Origin of the sequence: Streptomyces viridochromogenes, from assembly GCF_001270495.1 — a bacterium.
Lineage (GTDB): Bacteria > Actinomycetota > Actinomycetes > Streptomycetales > Streptomycetaceae > Streptomyces > Streptomyces viridochromogenes_A.
In genome coordinates this window covers 47,532-63,814 of record NZ_LGUR01000225.1, presented here as the reverse complement: position 1 = coordinate 63,814, position 16,283 = coordinate 47,532, and the positions used below count along the sequence as shown (strand labels likewise).

At 71.6% G+C, this 16,283-nt stretch carries 16 protein-coding genes and 1 pseudogene; 7 read left to right on the top strand and 10 right to left on the bottom strand.

Annotated features, from left to right (window positions below; genetic code table 11):
• Positions 1-181: 181 nt before the first annotated feature.
• Positions 182-616, bottom strand: coding sequence for a hypothetical protein (locus ADK36_RS32470; protein ID WP_048585186.1), 435 nt, complete (start codon positions 614-616; stop codon positions 182-184).
• Positions 607-1,257, bottom strand: coding sequence for an ATP-binding protein (locus ADK36_RS32465; RefSeq protein WP_048585187.1), 651 nt, complete (start codon positions 1,255-1,257; stop codon positions 607-609). Before ADK36_RS32465 ends, ADK36_RS32470 begins: the two co-directional genes overlap by 10 nt.
• A 336-nt stretch (positions 1,258-1,593) precedes the next feature.
• Between ADK36_RS32465 and ADK36_RS32460 the strand changes: the two genes are divergently transcribed.
• The 3 genes and pseudogenes from ADK36_RS32460 to ADK36_RS32450 all read left to right on the top strand — a co-directional run.
• Positions 1,594-2,454: a helix-turn-helix domain-containing protein gene (locus ADK36_RS32460; RefSeq protein WP_048585188.1), complete on the top strand. Its 861-nt coding sequence runs from the start codon at positions 1,594-1,596 to the stop codon at positions 2,452-2,454.
• Positions 2,455-2,709, top strand: a complete 255-nt coding sequence (locus ADK36_RS32455; protein ID WP_030052496.1) for a DUF397 domain-containing protein — start codon at positions 2,455-2,457, stop codon at positions 2,707-2,709. It abuts the gene before it with no gap.
• A 78-nt stretch (positions 2,710-2,787) separates the two neighbouring features.
• Positions 2,788-3,518, top strand: a pseudogene (locus ADK36_RS32450) (SAM-dependent methyltransferase); the annotation flags it as partial.
• On the opposite strand, the gene ADK36_RS32445 reads toward ADK36_RS32450, so the two are convergent.
• From ADK36_RS32445 to ADK36_RS32430, 4 genes are all read right to left on the bottom strand, one after another.
• Positions 3,510-4,214: a fused DSP-PTPase phosphatase/NAD kinase-like protein gene (locus ADK36_RS32445; RefSeq protein ID WP_048585227.1), complete on the bottom strand. Its 705-nt coding sequence runs from the start codon at positions 4,212-4,214 to the stop codon at positions 3,510-3,512. The pseudogene ADK36_RS32450 and the gene ADK36_RS32445 overlap by 9 nt on opposite strands.
• A gap of 203 nt (positions 4,215-4,417) precedes the next feature.
• Complete coding sequence (locus ADK36_RS32440; protein ID WP_048585189.1) at positions 4,418-5,344, bottom strand: hypothetical protein; 927 nt, start codon at positions 5,342-5,344, stop codon at positions 4,418-4,420.
• A complete protein-coding gene (locus ADK36_RS32435; protein ID WP_048585190.1) occupies positions 5,341-7,500 on the bottom strand; it encodes a PEP/pyruvate-binding domain-containing protein in 2,160 nt (719 codons plus the stop codon). Before ADK36_RS32435 ends, ADK36_RS32440 begins: the two co-directional genes overlap by 4 nt.
• 259 nt (positions 7,501-7,759) lie before the next feature.
• Positions 7,760-9,256: a PLP-dependent aminotransferase family protein gene (locus ADK36_RS32430; RefSeq protein ID WP_048585191.1), complete on the bottom strand. Its 1,497-nt coding sequence runs from the start codon at positions 9,254-9,256 to the stop codon at positions 7,760-7,762.
• A gap of 47 nt (positions 9,257-9,303) precedes the next feature.
• Here ADK36_RS32430 and ADK36_RS32425 point away from each other — a divergent pair, with 47 nt between their 5' ends.
• On the top strand, positions 9,304-9,825 hold the full coding sequence (locus tag ADK36_RS32425; protein WP_234329956.1) for a carboxymuconolactone decarboxylase family protein: 522 nt from the start codon (positions 9,304-9,306) through the stop codon (positions 9,823-9,825).
• A gap of 46 nt (positions 9,826-9,871) precedes the next feature.
• Here ADK36_RS32425 and ADK36_RS32420 read toward each other — a convergent pair whose 3' ends face one another.
• From ADK36_RS32420 to ADK36_RS32410, 3 genes are all read right to left on the bottom strand, one after another.
• A complete protein-coding gene (locus ADK36_RS32420) occupies positions 9,872-11,359 on the bottom strand; it encodes a glutamate synthase subunit beta (RefSeq protein ID WP_048585192.1) in 1,488 nt (495 codons plus the stop codon).
• 156 nt (positions 11,360-11,515) lie between these two features.
• Complete coding sequence (locus tag ADK36_RS32415) at positions 11,516-11,995, bottom strand: DUF1772 domain-containing protein (RefSeq protein ID WP_048585193.1); 480 nt, start codon at positions 11,993-11,995, stop codon at positions 11,516-11,518.
• Between the two features lie 258 nt (positions 11,996-12,253).
• The gene (locus ADK36_RS32410) at positions 12,254-12,949 is read right to left on the bottom strand and encodes a DUF2293 domain-containing protein (protein ID WP_078942735.1); all 696 of its coding nucleotides are present in this window, start codon (positions 12,947-12,949) and stop codon (positions 12,254-12,256) included.
• A gap of 183 nt (positions 12,950-13,132) precedes the next feature.
• Between ADK36_RS32410 and ADK36_RS32405 the strand changes: the two genes are divergently transcribed.
• The 3 genes from ADK36_RS32405 to ADK36_RS32395 all read left to right on the top strand — a co-directional run bounded on the left by ADK36_RS32405 (position 13,133) and on the right by ADK36_RS32395 (position 14,890).
• Entirely contained in the window at positions 13,133-13,774 is a 642-nt protein-coding gene (locus ADK36_RS32405; protein WP_199830293.1) for a uridine kinase, read from the top strand.
• 54 nt (positions 13,775-13,828) lie between these two features.
• Positions 13,829-14,242: a PPOX class F420-dependent oxidoreductase gene (locus tag ADK36_RS32400; RefSeq protein ID WP_048585195.1), complete on the top strand. Its 414-nt coding sequence runs from the start codon at positions 13,829-13,831 to the stop codon at positions 14,240-14,242.
• Between the two features lie 210 nt (positions 14,243-14,452).
• Complete coding sequence (locus ADK36_RS32395; protein ID WP_053200025.1) at positions 14,453-14,890, top strand: CBS domain-containing protein; 438 nt, start codon at positions 14,453-14,455, stop codon at positions 14,888-14,890.
• A gap of 115 nt (positions 14,891-15,005) precedes the next feature.
• Here ADK36_RS32395 and corA read toward each other — a convergent pair whose 3' ends face one another.
• Positions 15,006-16,133, bottom strand: a complete 1,128-nt coding sequence (gene corA, locus ADK36_RS32390) for a magnesium/cobalt transporter CorA (RefSeq protein WP_048585197.1) — start codon at positions 16,131-16,133, stop codon at positions 15,006-15,008.
• Positions 16,134-16,283: the final 150 nt, after the last annotated feature.

Below are 16,283 nucleotides of genomic sequence, written 5' to 3'. Positions count from 1 at the left end.
GGGCGCGAGCGGGGGCGGGGGATGCGCGCGGGTGTGCACCGGTTGAGCCCGTCCGGCGGGTGAGGACGAGGCCGCAGGCCGAAGCGGGGGTCCAGGGGACGGCAGCCTCCTGGTACGCAATGCAAGGCGCGGCACCCTTCAACTCAGGGCACCGCAAACCCCCCGGCCTACCGGCGGAGCCTCACGCGCTGATCTGCCGCGACCACGAGGGCGTGATCCCCATCACCCGGCACAACGCCAAGTACAACGGAATCGGCGGCGTATAAGGCACCGTCCCGTCCGGCCGATAGATCAGTCGAGGCGTGTCCAGGACAACCGCCCCCGTCGAGTACCGCGCAGCCGCCGGCCACTCCAGCGCATAGTCCGAATCGGACGGCACGATCCACCACCAGTGCGCCTCATCGGCGTACACACACCCCACCCGAGGGAGCCGGGGCAGAACCAGCGGCCCGAAACGCGCGGGCACCGCCACCGCGTCACAGCCCAGCGGCGCGGTCATCCCGTCGGGAACGGGCAGCCGCCGAGGCGCGGCCGAGGTGGGCAGACCACGGCGAAGGCGGACCAGCGTGTCGAGGCTCAGCACCTGACCGCCGCCGGACACGCCCCTCACAGCCATGCGGACCCCGTCCCCCTGCCGTACCGCGCCTGTGCCTCGTCCTCGTCACCCGAACCCCCGGACGGCCCTGGCTTGGGCCGGGACCCCCATCCGAGGTCGTTGTACGGCCCGTTGTACGGACCGGTATCGGCGCCGGAAGCGTCGGGGCACCCGGCCGCGCGCGCCAGATCGGCCCAGACCACCAGCCCGGCGCCCTGTTCATGGGCCCCCCAGGCATGACAGAGGGCGTCGATGAGGAGCAGTCCCCTCCCGTGCTCGTCCTCGGGCCGTGCCGCCAGCGGATGCGGTTCACCCGGCGCGTACCCCTCGTCGCGCACGGCTATGCGCACCAGGTCGGCACTGTCGTGCAGCTCGCACACTATGTGCTCGCTGGCGGTGTGCACGATCGCGTTGGTGACCAGCTCGGACACGACCAGAGCCGCTGTCTCGCAGGTGTCCTCGCACACCGCCCAGCCGTTCAGCCGCGCCTTGGTCAGGCGTCTGGCCTGCGCGGGAGAACCCGGATGCGCGGCCAGTTCGAAGCGGAACCGGCGCTCGGCGACGGCGCCCCGCTGGGGCCCGACTGCCGGGGCGGCACCGAGGCCGTGGGGGGCCGCGGTGGCGTCTGTTCCTAAGGGCGGGGACGGAATCACGCTTGCCACTATCGCCCCGCCGTGAACACTTGGCAAGTGTCACTCTGAAAAGTGCAGAGTGCTGTGTGACTCTCTGGAAGGCCGTGGCACACTGCTCGCAACAGCATGTCGAACGGCGCCAGTTGGGATCACCGAGGATCGGCCGGTTCAGCCGAGGTCCTCGAATAGGTCTTCGAATGGCGCCGTCGGCCTGTCAGGATTCAGCCAGCCTGTAAGGATTCAGTCGGCCGGTCGGGCGGGTTCATTGAACCCGTCAGGTGGGCGCAGTGGCCTGTCGGGCGCAGTAGCCCGCCGGGTGCAGTGGCCTGTCGGGATTCATCGGGATTCATTTCGTGGAGGTGGGGCGTGAGCGAGCCGCGGTCCGCGCCTACGGTCGGCCAGGTCGTCCTGGGTCGGCGCCTGCTCGACCTGCGTGAACGCGCCGGGCTCAAGCGTGAGGAGGCCGCCCGCGTCCTGCGTGTCGCCCCCGCCACGGTCCGCCGTATGGAGATGGCCGAGGTCGGGCTCAAGATCCCGTACCTCCAACTGCTCCTGAAGGCCTACGGCATCTCCGACGACGAGGCCGCCGCCTTCGTGCAACTGGCCGAGGAGGCCAACAAGCCAGGTTGGTGGCAGCGGTTCCACGACATCCTGCCCGGCTGGTTCTCGATGTACGTCAGCCTGGAGGGCGCCGCCAGCCTCATCCGGTCCTACGAGCCCCACTTCGTGCCCGGGCTGCTGCAGACCGAGGACTACGCGCGCGGAGTGCTGAGGTCGGGCGCCATCGGCCAGACCAGCCCCGACGACATCGAGGGCCATGTCGCCCTGCGCATGCAACGTCAGCAACTGCTCACCCGTGAGGACGCGCCCCGGCTGTGGGTCGTGATGGACGAGACCGTGCTGCGCCGCCAGGTCGGCGGCCCGGAGGTGATGCGTGCCCAGATCGACCGGCTGCTCGAGGCCACGAAGCTGCCCAACGTGACGCTGCAGGTGGCGCCCTTCGTGAACGGGCCGCACCCCGGCACGTACGGGCCCTTCGTGCTGTTCCGATTTGCCATGTCAGAACTGCCGGACATGGTCTACAGCGAGTACCTGACCGGCGCCGTCTATCTCGACGCGCGCACCGAGGTGGCGACCCACCTGGAGGTCATGGACCGCATGGCGGCGCAGGCCGCTACGGCACATCGCACGAAGGGGATCCTCCGGGATCTCCGCAAGGAGCTGTGAATGGATCGCATCAAGCCGCGCATACACGTCTACAACGGCATGCCCGCGCGGGACTTGGGCAGCGAAGGCTGGCACAAGCCGTGGAGCGGCGGCAACGGAGGCAACTGCCTGGAGGCGATGAAGCTCGCCGACGGCCGGATCGCCGTCCGTCAGTCGACCGACCCGGACGGTCCGGCGCTGATCTACACCTCGGACGAGATGACGGCGTTCATCGAGGGTGCCAAGGCGGGGGAGGCGGACTTCCTCCTTTCCTGAGCCCCCTTGCCTGTCTCTCGCCCAACTTCCTTTACTTGGTGCTTGGTTGATAATTCATTGCGCCTTACGGAATACCTCATGACCGAGATCGACACCAGCAAGCCGCATCCCGGGCGGATGTACGACTGGTATCTCGGCGGCAAGGACAACCACCCCGTCGACGAGGCCATGGGGTAGCGGATGCTCGCCCTCGACCCGCGCGTCCCGGTGATGGCGCGGGTCAACCGCGCGTTCATGCACCGCGCCACCCGCCGGCTCGCCAAGAACGGTGTACGCCAGTTCCTGGACATCGGCACCGGAATCCCGGCCGAGCCGAACCTCCACCAGATCGCCCAGGAAATCGCCCTCGACGCACGCGTCGTCTACTGCGACAACGACCCCGTCGTGCTGACCCATGCGGCGGCTCTGTCGCGCGGCACCGAGGAGGGTGCGACGGAGTACCTGCAGGCCGATGTGCGCACTCCCGAGGCCGTCGTCGAAGGCGCCAGGAAGATCCTGGACTTCGACCGGCCGGTGGCCCTTTCCCTCATCGCGCTGCTGCACTTCGTCTCGGACGCGGACGCGCGCACGAACTGGTCCGCCGGCTGCTGTCCGGACTCCCCTCGGGCAGCCACCTGGTGATGACCCACGCGACCGCCGACTTCACTCCCGAGGAGTCGAAGGCGGCGACCGAGAAACTCAAGACGGCCGGCATCACACTGACCCTGCGCTCCCGCGAGGAGTTCACCCGCTTCTTCGACGGCCTGGAACTCGTCGAGCCCGGCGTCGAGGTGCCGCACCACTGGCACCCCGAACTGGCCTCACAGGTACGACATCATGCGTCGCGGAGCGTCCACCAGGCGGCTCACGAACACCACCGACAGCGGGGGCTGCTCCGCCTTGGCCGGGCTCAGGTTCAGCCCGTAGTAGATCTGCTCGATCGACGGCGGTCCGACCGCGAGGTTGCGCCGGACGGCCTGCGACGGCGACTCCTCACCGGTCTTGACGAGGTACGCGGCGACCATCGCGCCCGTACGTCCGACGCCCGCGCCGCAGTGCACGAACACCGGGCCGGACGCCGAGGAGACGGTGGTGAGGAACTTCTGCACCTGCTGGGGCGACGGCGTCTGTCCGTCGCGGATGGGCATGCGTACGGCCTTCAGCCCGGCCTCGGCCGGTTCGGCCAGCTTGGTCGCGCTCAGGTTCTCGGCGCGCAGGTCGACCACGGTGGTGATGCCCATGTTCGCCAGTGCCCGGTATCCGGCGGCGGAGGGCGCGGAGCCGCGCCACAGCCGGCCGTCGCCGTCCACCGGCTGGAAGTGGTTCACGCCCTGGATGGTGCGGGTGCCGACGGGGACCGCGGTCTCCTGGCGGGCCAGGTACGACAGGCCGAGGATGCCGCCGGCGCCCGCGGCCCACAGGACGATGTAGCCGATGACGACGCCGGCGAGGATCCGCAGGGCGCGCTGTGACAGCGGGCGCTTGCGGAGGGCAGGGCGGGGCAGAGTTGCGGTGAGAACAGCCATGAGCGACCCAGGGGAGTAGGGGACGAGGGCGCAATTGGCAGAGTACCCCTGGATCTGCGACCAATGGGTGCTACGTCCGTTTTATGCGATATAACTCACTTTGTTGCGTTGGCTGTCCGGTGGTGTCCAGGCCGTCACGGTCGGTCGTCACCGGGCGGTCGCTCGTCGCTTGCGGTCGGTCGTCACCTGCCGGTCGGCGCCGGTCAGTTGTCGTCCGGGTCCACGTCGCCGACGGCGACCACGGTGAGGTGGGCACGCTCCAGGGTCGCGTCCTCCAGGCAGCCGCGCAGTCGCAGGAGGTCGTGCTCGGTGAGCGCGGGCCGTACGACCCCGGCGAACATGCCGTCTCCCAGTTCGCCCAGGGTGGCATGGCGCAGCGGGACGGACGTGGAGTCCCGGCAGGTCTCCCAGATCTGCTGTGCCGCGAGCGAGCGACGCGCGGCCGACACGTCCACGCCCCGCAGGTCGACCTGGACGACCACGGAGGTCGCCTCGCTCTCGTTGGCCTCCTCCTCCCGGGTCTTGGTGAGGTCGGCGAGCCCGACGATCAGCGCGGCGAGCAGGGCGGCGCAGAGGGCGATCATGGTGGTCAGACGTGCGGTGCGGCCCCGGGAGGCCCCGGCACCCAGCGGTGGCAGGTCGTCCAGGTCGTCCGACCCGTCGGGGGCCGCCGGGTCAGGAGCGGCGAGGACCGCCAGCCGCCCGGCCAGGCGCCGCTCGGCGGGTCCGGTCGAGGCCGACGCGACCTTCTGCACCACCCAGGCGAGCCCGGACAGCACCACTCCGGCGACCATCAGCACCGGCACGAAGACGTACGACCGTTCCGCCGGGTCCTCCAGCCAGCGGAACCGCGTCTCCTCGCGTGCCACGGCCGGCTCCCGCAGCCGCGTCAGCACGTCCTCCGTGCGGGCGTCCAGCTCCCGCTGCCGTCGGTCGGCGGCGCGCAGCCGGTCCTCGATCCGGTTGAGCCGCCCCAGCGCCATCAGGCCGAACAGCATCACTTCGACGACCAGCAGCAGCACCCCGCAGATCAGCGCCCGCTGCCACTGCCACCGGTACAGATAGACGATCAGGTAGGTGCCCGCGCCGGTGGCGGCCAGCGCTCCGAAGACGTACGCGATCTTCCTCATGACGGATCCCCCAGCCGTACGTCACCGGCGGTCCCGTCGACGGTGAGGCGGGAGCCGCGCGGGAAGCGGCGTACGGCATCGGTGGCGCCGACGACCGCGGGGAGCCCGAACTCCCTTGCCAGGACGGCCAGATGGGACAACGGGCTGCCGGTCTGGGCGACCAGGCCGGTGAGGCCGGGCAGCAGCGGGGCCAGCGCGGGGTCCAGGGTGCGTACGACCAGCACGGCGTCCGTCGGCCGGGGCCCCGTCCCGTCCCATACGGTCCCGACGGCCCGCCCGGCGGACACGCCCCGCAGTCCTCCGCTCCCGCCGCCGCGCTCGGCGACGACGACCGCACCCTCCGCGAGCCGGAACGCGTCCGGCAGCGGGGGCGACTCGGCCTGCGGCACGCGCGCGTGGAGGTCGTCGGGAAGAGCCCCGCCGTCCAGCACGGCGGCGAGCTCCGGCCACCGCAGCAGCCCGATGCGCTCCATGGTGATGCCCAGCCGCCGCGCCACCTCACGGACGAGCCGCACCTGCAGTTCCTGCACCCAGCGGATGCGGAGGCGGAGGGCTTCACGGGGTGGGAGGGCGGTGGGGGTGACGGTTGAGGTCGAGGTGGAGGTTCTGGCGGTGGTGGGCCGGACGGTGCCGTCCATCTGGCTCGGCATGAACGCGTCCGGCAGGCGTCCCCGTCCGCGCAGGCTCGGGACGGTGAGGGCCAGGATCACGGGGGCCGTGGCGGCGGCCTGGTCGTCGGGTATGCCGAGGGCGCGGGCCTCGGCCAGGGCGGCGAGGGCCGTTCCGGCCGCTGTGCGACTCCTGCGCGGCTCGTCGAGGAGGGCGCCCGCGAGGGTCTCCTGGGCATGCAGGGAGACCAGGGCCCGGCGGGTCCAGCGGAGCTCCGCGGCCAGGGTGGGGGCGGAGAGCCCGGCGGGCGACGGGATCTCGGCGAGGTGGCGGTCGACGTCGGCGGCGAGGTCGGCGGCCAGCCCGGACAGGGCGGAGGCGAGGCGGCCCATCCGCCAGGCCGCGCTGAGCCGACGCGCTCCGGGCGCCGGGTTGAGCAGGGCGAGCCACCGGTGCCGGGGCCGGACGGTGCCGAGAAGGCGCAGGTCGGCGGCCGCACGCCCGCCCACCGTGGTGACCACCGGCACCGACTTCAGCAGCCGGCGCGGCGCCGTGCCTCCGATGTCGAGCGCGGCGGCGAGCCCGCGGGCCATCGGCGCCACCCACAGGTCTTCCTCCAGCGGCGCCAACTGCTCCGGCAGCGTCTCCGCCACCGGACCGGGCCCGAGCAGCCGTGCCCCGCGCGTCGGCCGCGCCGCCATCGCGGTGATCGGCCGGCTCTGGAACAGCCACAGCCGCCCGTCCTCGTCGAACCCGAACTCGACGTCCTGCGGCCCGCCGAAGACCCGCCGGACCCGCCGCGCGAGCCTGGCCAGCCGGAACAGCTCGTGGCGGGTCAGCGGCGAGTCGCCCTGAGTGGACCCGGTCCATGGATTCCGCGAGGACTCACTCCACGAAGTCTGCGCAGACTCGGTCCGCAGGAGACGTCCGCGCCCGCTCAGCCAGTAGTCGGTGCCGGCCTGCGCGCCGCTGACCAGGCTGTCCGGGCCGCCGCGTACCGCGCTGACCAGGACCCGGTCGGTCCGCCCCGCCATCGGGTCGGCACCGAACATCACGCCGCCGACCCGAGCCGCGACCATGGGCTGCACCAGCACCGCCATCGGCGCCGTGGCCCCGTCGGGCAGGTGCGCCGAGTCGAGGACGGTCTCCACGGCCGTACGGAAGTCCCGCCAGCTGCGTACGTCGAGCACCGAGGCGAACCGGCCGGCCAGGGACGACTCCGCCGTGTCCTCCTGCGGCGAGGACGACCGTACGACGAGCGGGCGGGCGCCGCCCTCGGAGAGCTCGTCCCAGGCGCGCCGCAGGGCGACCGTGTCGCCGCCGCCACGGTGCGGGATCACGAAACCGGGCAGTACGGGCAGCCCGGCGCGGGCCGCGCGGGCGAGGTTCGCGGCCTTGGAACCCATCGTCGGGGGGAGTGCGGTGCCGGGCTGGTCCAGCGGGACGACGGTCGGGCCGGATGCCTCGACCTCGCCGAGGGGGACGTCGTCCCGGTGCCCTTCCCCGTCGCGCGCACCTTCTCCGTGACGTTCATCGAGCGTCGTCATCGAACACCCTCCAGGACCGACCGCCAACAGGGGGGACGCGCTGGGGTGGCCCTGCGCCTGACGACGGAACGAAGGATGGGGGCGAGCCGCTACCGGCCCGAATCCGGGTGCGACGACAGCACGCCTCCTGCTCCGATGGTCCCACTCCTGTTCGCATCCATGTAGCCCAGAAGCCACTTTTCGGACATGTAGGGAACAAATCGGAATGCTGCTGTATGCCGGGACGGGACGACTCGTCCAAGGGTGGCCGGGCGCCCCGTCACTCACCCGGCGGCGGCAGCACCCCGCACAGCGCCTCCAGCGCCGCCCCGTACGCATGTTCCGAGGGCGTGGCGTAGCCGACGACGATGCCGTCGCGGACCGGCATGTCCGGCTCCGTCGCCGCCGGGTGCCGGAACTCGGCGAGGCCGTCCAGGGCGATGCCCTGCCAGGTGGCCGCCTTGACCGTGGACCGCTCGGTGCCGGGCGGCAGCCGCAGCACCGCGTGGAGTCCGGCGGCCACGCCGGTGACCTCGATGTGCGGCGCGTGCGTGGCGAGCGCGGCCACCAGGCGGTCGCGGCGGCTCCGGTACCGCTGCCGCATCCGCCGTACGTGACGGTCGTACGCCCCGGAGGCGATGAAGTCGGCGAGGCACAGCTGATCGAGGACGCTCGCCCACGCCTCGCGCTCGCCCTTGGCCGCGAGTGCGTCGTCGACGTACCGCTCCGGAAGCACCATCCACCCGAGCCGCACCGCCGGCGACAGGCTCTTGCTGACCGAGCCGATGAAGATCACCCGCTCGGGGTCGAGGCCCTGGACGGCGCCGACGGGCTTGCGGTCGTAGCGGAACTCCCCGTCGTAGTCGTCCTCCAGGATCACGCCCCCACGCGCGCGTGCCCAGTCGAGCACGGCGGCGCGGCGCTCGGGGTGCAGCGGGCCGCCGGTCGGGAACTGGTGCGCCGGCGTGAGCAGCGCGGCCCGCTCGCGTCCCAGCCGGTCGACGCGGGCGCCGTCCTCGTCGAGGGGGAGCGGTACGGTCCGCACGCCCGCGGCGGCGAGCAGTTCCCGGTGGAAGCCCAGCCCGTACGCCTCCACGGCCAGCGGACCGCGCAGCACGGCGCAGCCTCCGCCCTTGTCCTGGCTCCTGTCCTGGCCGAACAGCAGCCGCAGGGCGTGCCCGAAGCCGGAACAGATCACGATCCGGCCCGGCTCGGTGCGCACCCCACGCGCGCGTGCCAGGTACTCGGTGAGCGCCTCCCGCAGTTCCACGCGCCCGGCGGGATCACCGGGCCCGAAGACCTCGTTCGGCGCCTGCTGGAGGGCTCGCCGATAGGAGGCCAGCCAGGCCGCACGCGGGAACGCCGACGCGTCCGGCGTGCCCTGCCGCAGGTCGTGGCGAGGTCCACGCGTGCGTGGCGGCACCTGGGCTGTCCTGCGAGGCACCCGCTCGGCGCGTCGCAGGGGCTCGGCGCGCTCGGCCACCCTCGTCCCCGAGCCCTGGCGGGCGGTGAGCCAGCCCTCGGCGACCAGCTCCGCGTACGCGTCGGCCACGGTGTTGCGGGCGACCCCGAGGTCGGCGGCGAGCGAGCGGTACGGCGGCAGCCGGGTGCCGGGCGCGAGCCGCCCCTCGCGCACCGCGTCCCGCAGTGCGCGGGTCAACGCGGCCCGCCGCCCGCCCGACCCGGACGCCCCCGACGGCTCGGAGAGGTCCAGATGCAGGTCGGCGCCGATCCGTTCCGCTGAGTCGGTCCAGGAATTGACCCACGATTTCGCCATGGAAATGCACCCTACAGTCGGTCTTTTCGGTCCGTAAGTTGATGCACATGACGACGAACACGATCGACACCAAGCGCGCCGGATCCATCACCGAGTCCATCAACGAGGCCGAGGCCGCCCGCACCCGCCTGGACTTCGCGAAGTCCGCCCCGAAGGTCTTCCGGGCCATCGTCGGCTTCGACGCCGCCGCCCGCGAGGGCCTGGACCCCGCGCTCGTCGAGCTGATCCAGATCCGCGCCTCGCACCTCAACCACTGCGCCTACTGCCTTCACATGCACACCAACGACGCCCGCAAGGCCGGCGAGAACGAGGACCGGCTCCACATGGTCGCCGTCTGGCGCGAGGCCCGGCACTTCTTCACCGACAAGGAACAGGCGGCCCTGGCCCTGACGGAGGCGGTGACCCTGGTGTCCGACGGCGGGGTCCCCGACGAGGTCTACGCCCAGGCCGCGGCCCACTTCGACGACCAGGAGCTGGCCCACGTACTGGCCCTGATCCTCACGATCAACACCTGGAACAGGGTGGCGCTGGCGACCGGCAAGGTGGCGGGCACGGACGAGCGGCGATAATCGACGCGGCCCTGCGGCGCCGCTCCCGCCGCGTCCACCGCCACCGTCAAACGGTCATTGGCCGGTCGAACGGCGATATCGGTGCCGGCAACCGCGAACTCCCCGTCAGGTAACCGTCGACGGCGGCCGCCACCGCCCGCCCCTCGGCGATCGCCCACACGATGAGTGACTGCCCCCGGGCGGCATCCCCGGCTGCGAACACGCCCGGGACGTTGGTGGCGAAGCCGGCGTCGCGCGTGATCGTGCCGCGAGGCTCCATCGCCAGCCCCAGTTGGTCTATCAGCCCGTCTCCACGGTCGGGCCCGGAGAACCCGAGGGCGAGCAGCACCAGGTCGGCGGGCAGCTCCCTCCCGGTGCCCGGCAGCGGGCGGCGCCCCGCGTCCACCTCGGTCAGGTGCAGCGACCGTACGTGCCCGTCGGCGTCGCCCGTGAAGCGGAGCGTGGACGCCGCGAACAACCGCGCGTCCGCGTCCGCCGCGGGCGCCGTCTCCAGCTCGCGCGCCTCCTCGTGCGCGGCTGACAGCCGGTAGATCTTCGGGTACGTCGGCCAGGGCTCGGCGTCCTCGTCCCGCGCGGCGCCCGGCTGGGCGTAGATGTCCAGTTGGGTCACGGACGCCGCACCCTCCCGGACGGCGGTGCCCAGACAGTCCGCCCCCGTGTCCCCGCCGCCGACGATCACGACATGCTTCCCGGCGGCGGACATGGGGGACGTCTCCAGGTCCCCCTCGCACACCCGGTTGGCCAGCGGAAGGTACTCCATCGCCTGCTGGATTCCGGTCAACTCACGTCCGGCAACCGGTAGTTCACGCCAGGCCGTCGCCCCGGTGGCGATCACGATCGCGTCGTGGCGCGAGCGCAGCTCGGCTGCCCCGATGTCCCGCCCGACCGCCGTCGACGTACGGAACTTGGTCCCCTCGGCCCGCATCTGCTCGATCCGGCGCTCCAGATGGTGCTTCTCCATCTTGAACTCGGGGATGCCGTACCGCATCAGCCCGCCGATCCGGTCGTCCTTCTCGTACACGGCCACCGTGTGCCCCGCCCGGGTCAACTGCTGCGCCGCGGCGAGCCCCGTGGGCCCCGACCCGATCACCGCGACCGTCCGCCCGGAGAGCCGGTCCGGCGGCCGCGGCGGTGTGAAGCCGTCCTCCCAGGCGCGGTCGGCGATGGCGCACTCGACGTTCTTGATGGTGACGGCGGGCTGATTGATCGCCAGCACGCACCCCGCCTCGCACGGCGCCGGGCACAACCGCCCCGTGAACTCGGGGAAGTTGTTCGTCGCGTGCAACCGGTCCGCGGCCGCCCGCCAGTCCTCCCGCGACACGAGGTCGTTCCACTCGGGGATCAGATTGCCCAGTGGACAGGCGTCGTGGCAGAACGGTATGCCGCAGTCCATACAGCGGTCCGCCTGCTTGCTGATGATGGGCAGCAGCGCCCCGGGGACGTACACCTCGTCCCAGTCCCCGACCCGCTCCTCGACGGGCCGGCGCGGCCAGTCCTGGCGGGGGGTGGTCATGAAACCCTTGGGATCGGCCATGGCCGTCTTCCTCGCGTGCGCGTGTGACGTGCTGGAGCCGTGCGTCAGCGGGCGGCACTCTTGCGGCCACGATACGTCCCGACGGCCGCCTGCGCAGAGTGGCGGACGACGCTTTGGGACAGCGCTTTCCCCGCGGCTCGCCCCATGACGGACGGGTCAGCACAGGGCCAGCACATACGACACCGTCGCGGCGGCCGAGGCGACCGTGCGGACGTGGTTCCACGCCGTCCACTCGCGCACGTACGTCGGCCAGTAGGCGGCTGCCTCCCGCGTGCCCGGTTCCAGCTTGGCCAGCGCCTCGTTGCGGGGCACGTTCGCCACCATGGTCACCCCGAACGAGCCGAACAGATACAGCGCGCTGCCCAGCAGAAGCTCCACCGTGCCCTCGTCCGGCCAGAGCACGAACGTCACCACGGCGATCACCGCGCACAGCACCGCCGACCCGATGAACACCAGCATGAACGCCGGCATCAGAGCGGTCACATTGATCGCCTTCATCGCGGCGACGCCCTGCGCGGGCGGCAGCGCGGCGAGCCCGCGCATCACGAAGGTCGAGAAGGCGCAGAAGACCCCGGCCACCAGACCGGTCCCGACCACACCGATCACGACCAGTACGAAGTACGGCCCATCGATCATGTCAACGTCAACTCCCGCATCCCGCCGAGCCCCTGCCCGGCCCCCAACCGTCACCACAAGTCAAACCCTGTACGAGAACCGCGACCATGGCCGAGCGACGCGAGCCCATACGTGAGCGTCCACCGGGGCGCAGGAGGCCTGCGCCGGGCCCAGGCCGACCGACCTGGGTCGGACCTACGTCTCACGTCGGACCCCAGCCGCACTGCCGACGGCCGCGGTCCCTTGACCACCGCCAAGGCCACCGCCGGCCGTCGTTCGTCAGCCGACCGCCGATACCTCCGCCTGCCACGCCCGCAACGTCGCCTCCACGGCCGCCGCGATCCGCCGCCGCGCCTCGTGTCGCGGCACGCCGCTCATCAGTAACTGGTCGTACGGCGTGTCCACGTGCCGTACGGACGCCACCACCGCCGAGGTCACCGCCCCCTCGGACAGGGCCCGCCCCGCCGCACTGCGCCCCACCCGCCCGCTGCCCCGCACCGACGCATGCGCGGCGATGTTCCGCGCCCGGTCCACCGGACACCCCGGGAACAGCCGTCGTATCTCCGCCGCGAACGCCTCCGCGAACCGCACGTCCTCCCGGGCCCGCCGCCGGGCGTCCCGCACTCTGCGCCGCCGCCGGGCCTCCGCGTCCGCCAGGCACCGCTGCTCCGCCCGGGTCAGCCCCGGCTCCTCCACCAGGACGCCCTGCCGCTCGTAACGGCCCCGGCGCCGGTTGAACCGCACGACCACCGCCGACAGCGCACTCTCCTCCCGCGACCGCCGCGTCAACGCCGTGTCCCCGCGCGGCAGGAACACCAGATGCCCGAGGTCGGCACAGTCGAGACACCGCGGCGCGCCCTCCTCCAGCACAAGCATCCGCAACGGTCCCGCATGGCACCCCGCGCAGTGCCGCCGCCGGAGCGGCTGGACCACCAGAAGGCCGGTACGGGGCGGGGGAGTTGCGAGAGGTGCCATAGGGGATTCATTCCCCTCTGGACGGGTCCGAGGAACTACCCGGCAGGGGCGGGGACGCCGTCTGACCAGGCTCGGTGCAGGGAGTTCCGCGGCGCGCGGGCGCCCGCATACCCTGCGCCTGACGTCCGTGGCAGATCCTCCTGCCCTCGGCGGGCGACGCTCCCGATCGTGTCCTGTCGCATCATGGGCCGTGTGCGACTCGAAGCGATCACCTGGGAACGGCTCGCCGACCAGCTGGCGGAGCGACTGCTCGACCTGAAGCCGGCCGAGGGCGGCCCCTGGCCCCGCATCGCCTTCGACGGTGCCCCGGCGGCCCGCCCGGGAGACCTCGCGGAGCGGGTCGGGGAGGCGCTGCGCATACGCGGCCGCCCCTCGCTCACCGTCGGCACCCAGGGCTTCCTGCGCCCGGCCTCGGTCCGCCTGGAGTACGGCCACCGGGACGTGGAGGCCTACTACGACGGCTGGTTCGACACCGGCGCCCTGTGGCGCGAGGTCTTCGGTCCCCTCGAACCCGACGGCGACGGCCGCGTCCTGCCGGACCTGTGGGACCCGGTCACCGACCGAGCCACCCGCACCCCCTACGTACAACTCCCGCCCGGTGGCGTCCTGTTGCTGCACGGCCCTCTCCTTCTGCGTCACTGGTTCCCCTTCGACCTCACCGTCCACGTCCTCCTCTCACCCGGCGCACTGCGCCGCCGTACCCCCGAGGCCGAGCACTGGACCCTCCCCGCCTTCGAGCGCTACGACCACGAGACCGACCCGGCCGCCACGGCGGACGTACTGGTGCGCGCCGACGACCCACGGCACCCGGCGTGGAGCGGATGACCCTGGTCCGGCAAACCACTTTTATATGCGCATGCATTTAATTACTCTGGTGCCATGACGACCTCCACGAGTGATCCGATCTCCTTCGACGACTCCGTCCGCTCGCTGCTCGACGGCAGGAACTTCGCCAGCGTCGCCACCCTCGGCCCCGACGGCGCCCCACAGAACTCGGTCGTCTGGATCAAACGCGAGGGGGACACCGTGCTCTTCTCCTCCGTCGACACCCGCCAGAAGGTGCGCAACCTCCGCCGCGACCCCCGCATCAGCGTCTCTGTCTACGACCTCGCCAACCCCTACACCTCCGTCGAGATCCGCGGCACCGCCGAGATCGTCCCGGACGAGGCCAAACGGTTGCCGTTCGAGCTCGCCCACAAGTACCTCGGCATCGACCCGCCCGCCGAGAAGGAGGACGAGACCCGAGTGATCATCCGTGTCGTCCCACAGAAGATCGTGGGCTTCTCGGCCTGATCGCCGCCCGCCGCGGGTGGGTGGCCGGGTGCGGTTACGCCCACAACCTGTGGCCGTCGCGCCCGCAGCCGGTGGCCGTCCCACCCGCAGCTGTGGCCGCCACCGCTCGGTTCCGGGTGCGTCGGCCTGGTGGCGCGGCGAGAATGAAGGGCGCCGGGACTAGCGGTGCTTCCCGCGCCGCGCCGGCCGTCCGGCACCGGGAGGTACTTCATGACCACTGCCGGAGACATCATGCACCGTGGTGCCCAGTGGATCCCCGCCCACGAGACCCTGGACCGAGCCGCTCAGCTGATGCGTGAACTGGGCGTCGGAGCCCTGCCCATCAGCGACGAGAACGAGCGGCTCTGCGGCATCCTCACCGATCGCGACATCGTCATCGGCTGCGTGGCCGTGGGCCGCGACCCGAGCAAGGTCACCGCCGGCGAGATGGCCCAGGGCACCCCGCGCTGGATCGACGCGAACGCCGACATCAGTGACGTGCTCCGGGAGATGAAGGAGCACCAGATCCGCCGGCTCCCCGTGATCGAGAACAAGCGCCTGGTCGGCATGATCAGTGAGGCCGACCTGGCCCTGAACCTGAGGGAGAACGAGATCGGCCAGTGGGCCGAGAGCGTCTACGCCAGGACCGGGGCGCCGACGACGCACTGACCCCGGCGACCGGCCCCACCGCTCGGCCCCACCACTCCTTCCACTCCTCTCGGACGTCCTCGTCCGGCTCGTCATGCCGGGCGGGGACGCACCGACGTCGGCAGGCCAGGCCGCGTCAGAGCCATCCGCTGCGCCGGAAGCCGCGGTACAGCACCACACACGCGACGGATATCACGCCCAGGACCAACGGATACCCGAAGGTCCAACGCAGCTCCGGCATGTGCTCGAAGTTCATCCCGTACACCCCGCACACCATCGTCGGCACCGCGATGATCGCGGCCCAGGCGGTGATCTTCCGCATGTCCTCGTTCTGCGAGACGGTCACCTGTGCCAGGTGCGCCTGAAGGATCGAGTTCAGCAGTTCGTCGAAGGCCGATATCTGCTCCTTGGCTCGCAGCAGATGGTCGGAGACGTCGCGGAAGTAGGCCTGTATCTCCGGCTCGACGACCCGGATGGGCAGCGAGGCCAGCTCCTCGAGCGGACGGCTCAGCGGAACCACGGCCCGCTTCAGCTCCAGCAGTTCCCGCTTGAGCTGATAGATCCGGCCGGGGTCGGCCCGCGCGCCATTCTCCGCGAACACGTCCGTCTCGACCTCGTCGATGTCCTCCTGCACCGAGTCGATGACGTTCAGATAGTCGTCGACGACGTGGTCCGCGATCGCGTGCAGCACCGCCGCGGGCCCCTTGCAGAGCTGCTCGGGGCTCGACTCCAGCTCCTCGCGCAACGGGCCCAGCGAGCCATGCCGACCGTGCCGGACCGTGATCACGAAGTCCTGGCCGACGAACACCATGATCTCGCCGGTGTTCACGACCTCGCTCGTCGCCGTGAGCTCCTCGTGCTCGACGTAGCAGACGGTCTTGAACACCGCGAACAGGGTCTCGTCGTAGCGCTCCAGCTTCGGCCGCTGATGCGCTTCGACCGCGTCCTCGACCGCCAGCGGATGCAGGGCGAACAGATCGGCGATGCCCGCGAACTCCTGGTCCGTCGGTTCATGGAGGCCGAGCCAGACGAATCCGCCACCGCGTTTGCGTACCCGCTGCACCACGTCGACCAGATCGCCGGCCTCCGGGACCCGCACGCCGTCGCGGTAGGTCACGCAGTTCACCACCGAGGAGCCCAGCGGGGACCGGGCGGGATGGCTGAGGTCGACGCGGGGGCGCCGTCGAGCCAGCCGTGCCACCTTGCGCAGGCCGCCGACCCTGCCGAGGCCCGTGACCTTCCGCAGATTCCCTGCCATGGACATCTGGATCTCCTTGCGTGGATCACCCCTGGACGCGCGGCTCACCTCCGGGTGTTCAGCCCCTTCGGCTCGCTCACGGTGCGTCGCTTTCTGTGCCGTGGCCGCCAGTTTGCCAGGTGGGCGTGAGAGCCGGGTAAGCCTGTGGGAGCAGGA

Coding starts and splice junctions, on each gene's coding strand:
- ADK36_RS32435 (WP_048585190.1), bottom strand. CDS start 7,500: ATGACGACGCTCGATGAACGTCACGGAGAAGGTGCGCGCGACGGGGAA.
- ADK36_RS32415 (WP_048585193.1), bottom strand. CDS start 11,995: ATGATCGATGGGCCGTACTTCGTACTGGTCGTGATCGGTGTGGTCGGG.
- corA (WP_048585197.1), bottom strand. CDS start 16,133: ATGTCCATGGCAGGGAATCTGCGGAAGGTCACGGGCCTCGGCAGGGTC.
- ADK36_RS32440 (WP_048585189.1), bottom strand. CDS start 5,344: ATGAGGAAGATCGCGTACGTCTTCGGAGCGCTGGCCGCCACCGGCGCG.
- ADK36_RS32470 (WP_048585186.1), bottom strand. CDS start 616: ATGGCTGTGAGGGGCGTGTCCGGCGGCGGTCAGGTGCTGAGCCTCGAC.
- ADK36_RS32400 (WP_048585195.1), top strand. CDS start 13,829: ATGACGACCTCCACGAGTGATCCGATCTCCTTCGACGACTCCGTCCGC.
- ADK36_RS32405 (WP_199830293.1), top strand. CDS start 13,133: ATGGGCCGTGTGCGACTCGAAGCGATCACCTGGGAACGGCTCGCCGAC.
- ADK36_RS32425 (WP_234329956.1), top strand. CDS start 9,304: ATGACGACGAACACGATCGACACCAAGCGCGCCGGATCCATCACCGAG.
- ADK36_RS32430 (WP_048585191.1), bottom strand. CDS start 9,256: ATGGCGAAATCGTGGGTCAATTCCTGGACCGACTCAGCGGAACGGATC.
- ADK36_RS32445 (WP_048585227.1), bottom strand. CDS start 4,214: ATGGCTGTTCTCACCGCAACTCTGCCCCGCCCTGCCCTCCGCAAGCGC.
- ADK36_RS32455 (WP_030052496.1), top strand. CDS start 2,455: ATGGATCGCATCAAGCCGCGCATACACGTCTACAACGGCATGCCCGCG.
- ADK36_RS32395 (WP_053200025.1), top strand. CDS start 14,453: ATGACCACTGCCGGAGACATCATGCACCGTGGTGCCCAGTGGATCCCC.
- ADK36_RS32420 (WP_048585192.1), bottom strand. CDS start 11,359: ATGGCCGATCCCAAGGGTTTCATGACCACCCCCCGCCAGGACTGGCCG.
- ADK36_RS32410 (WP_078942735.1), bottom strand. CDS start 12,949: ATGGCACCTCTCGCAACTCCCCCGCCCCGTACCGGCCTTCTGGTGGTC.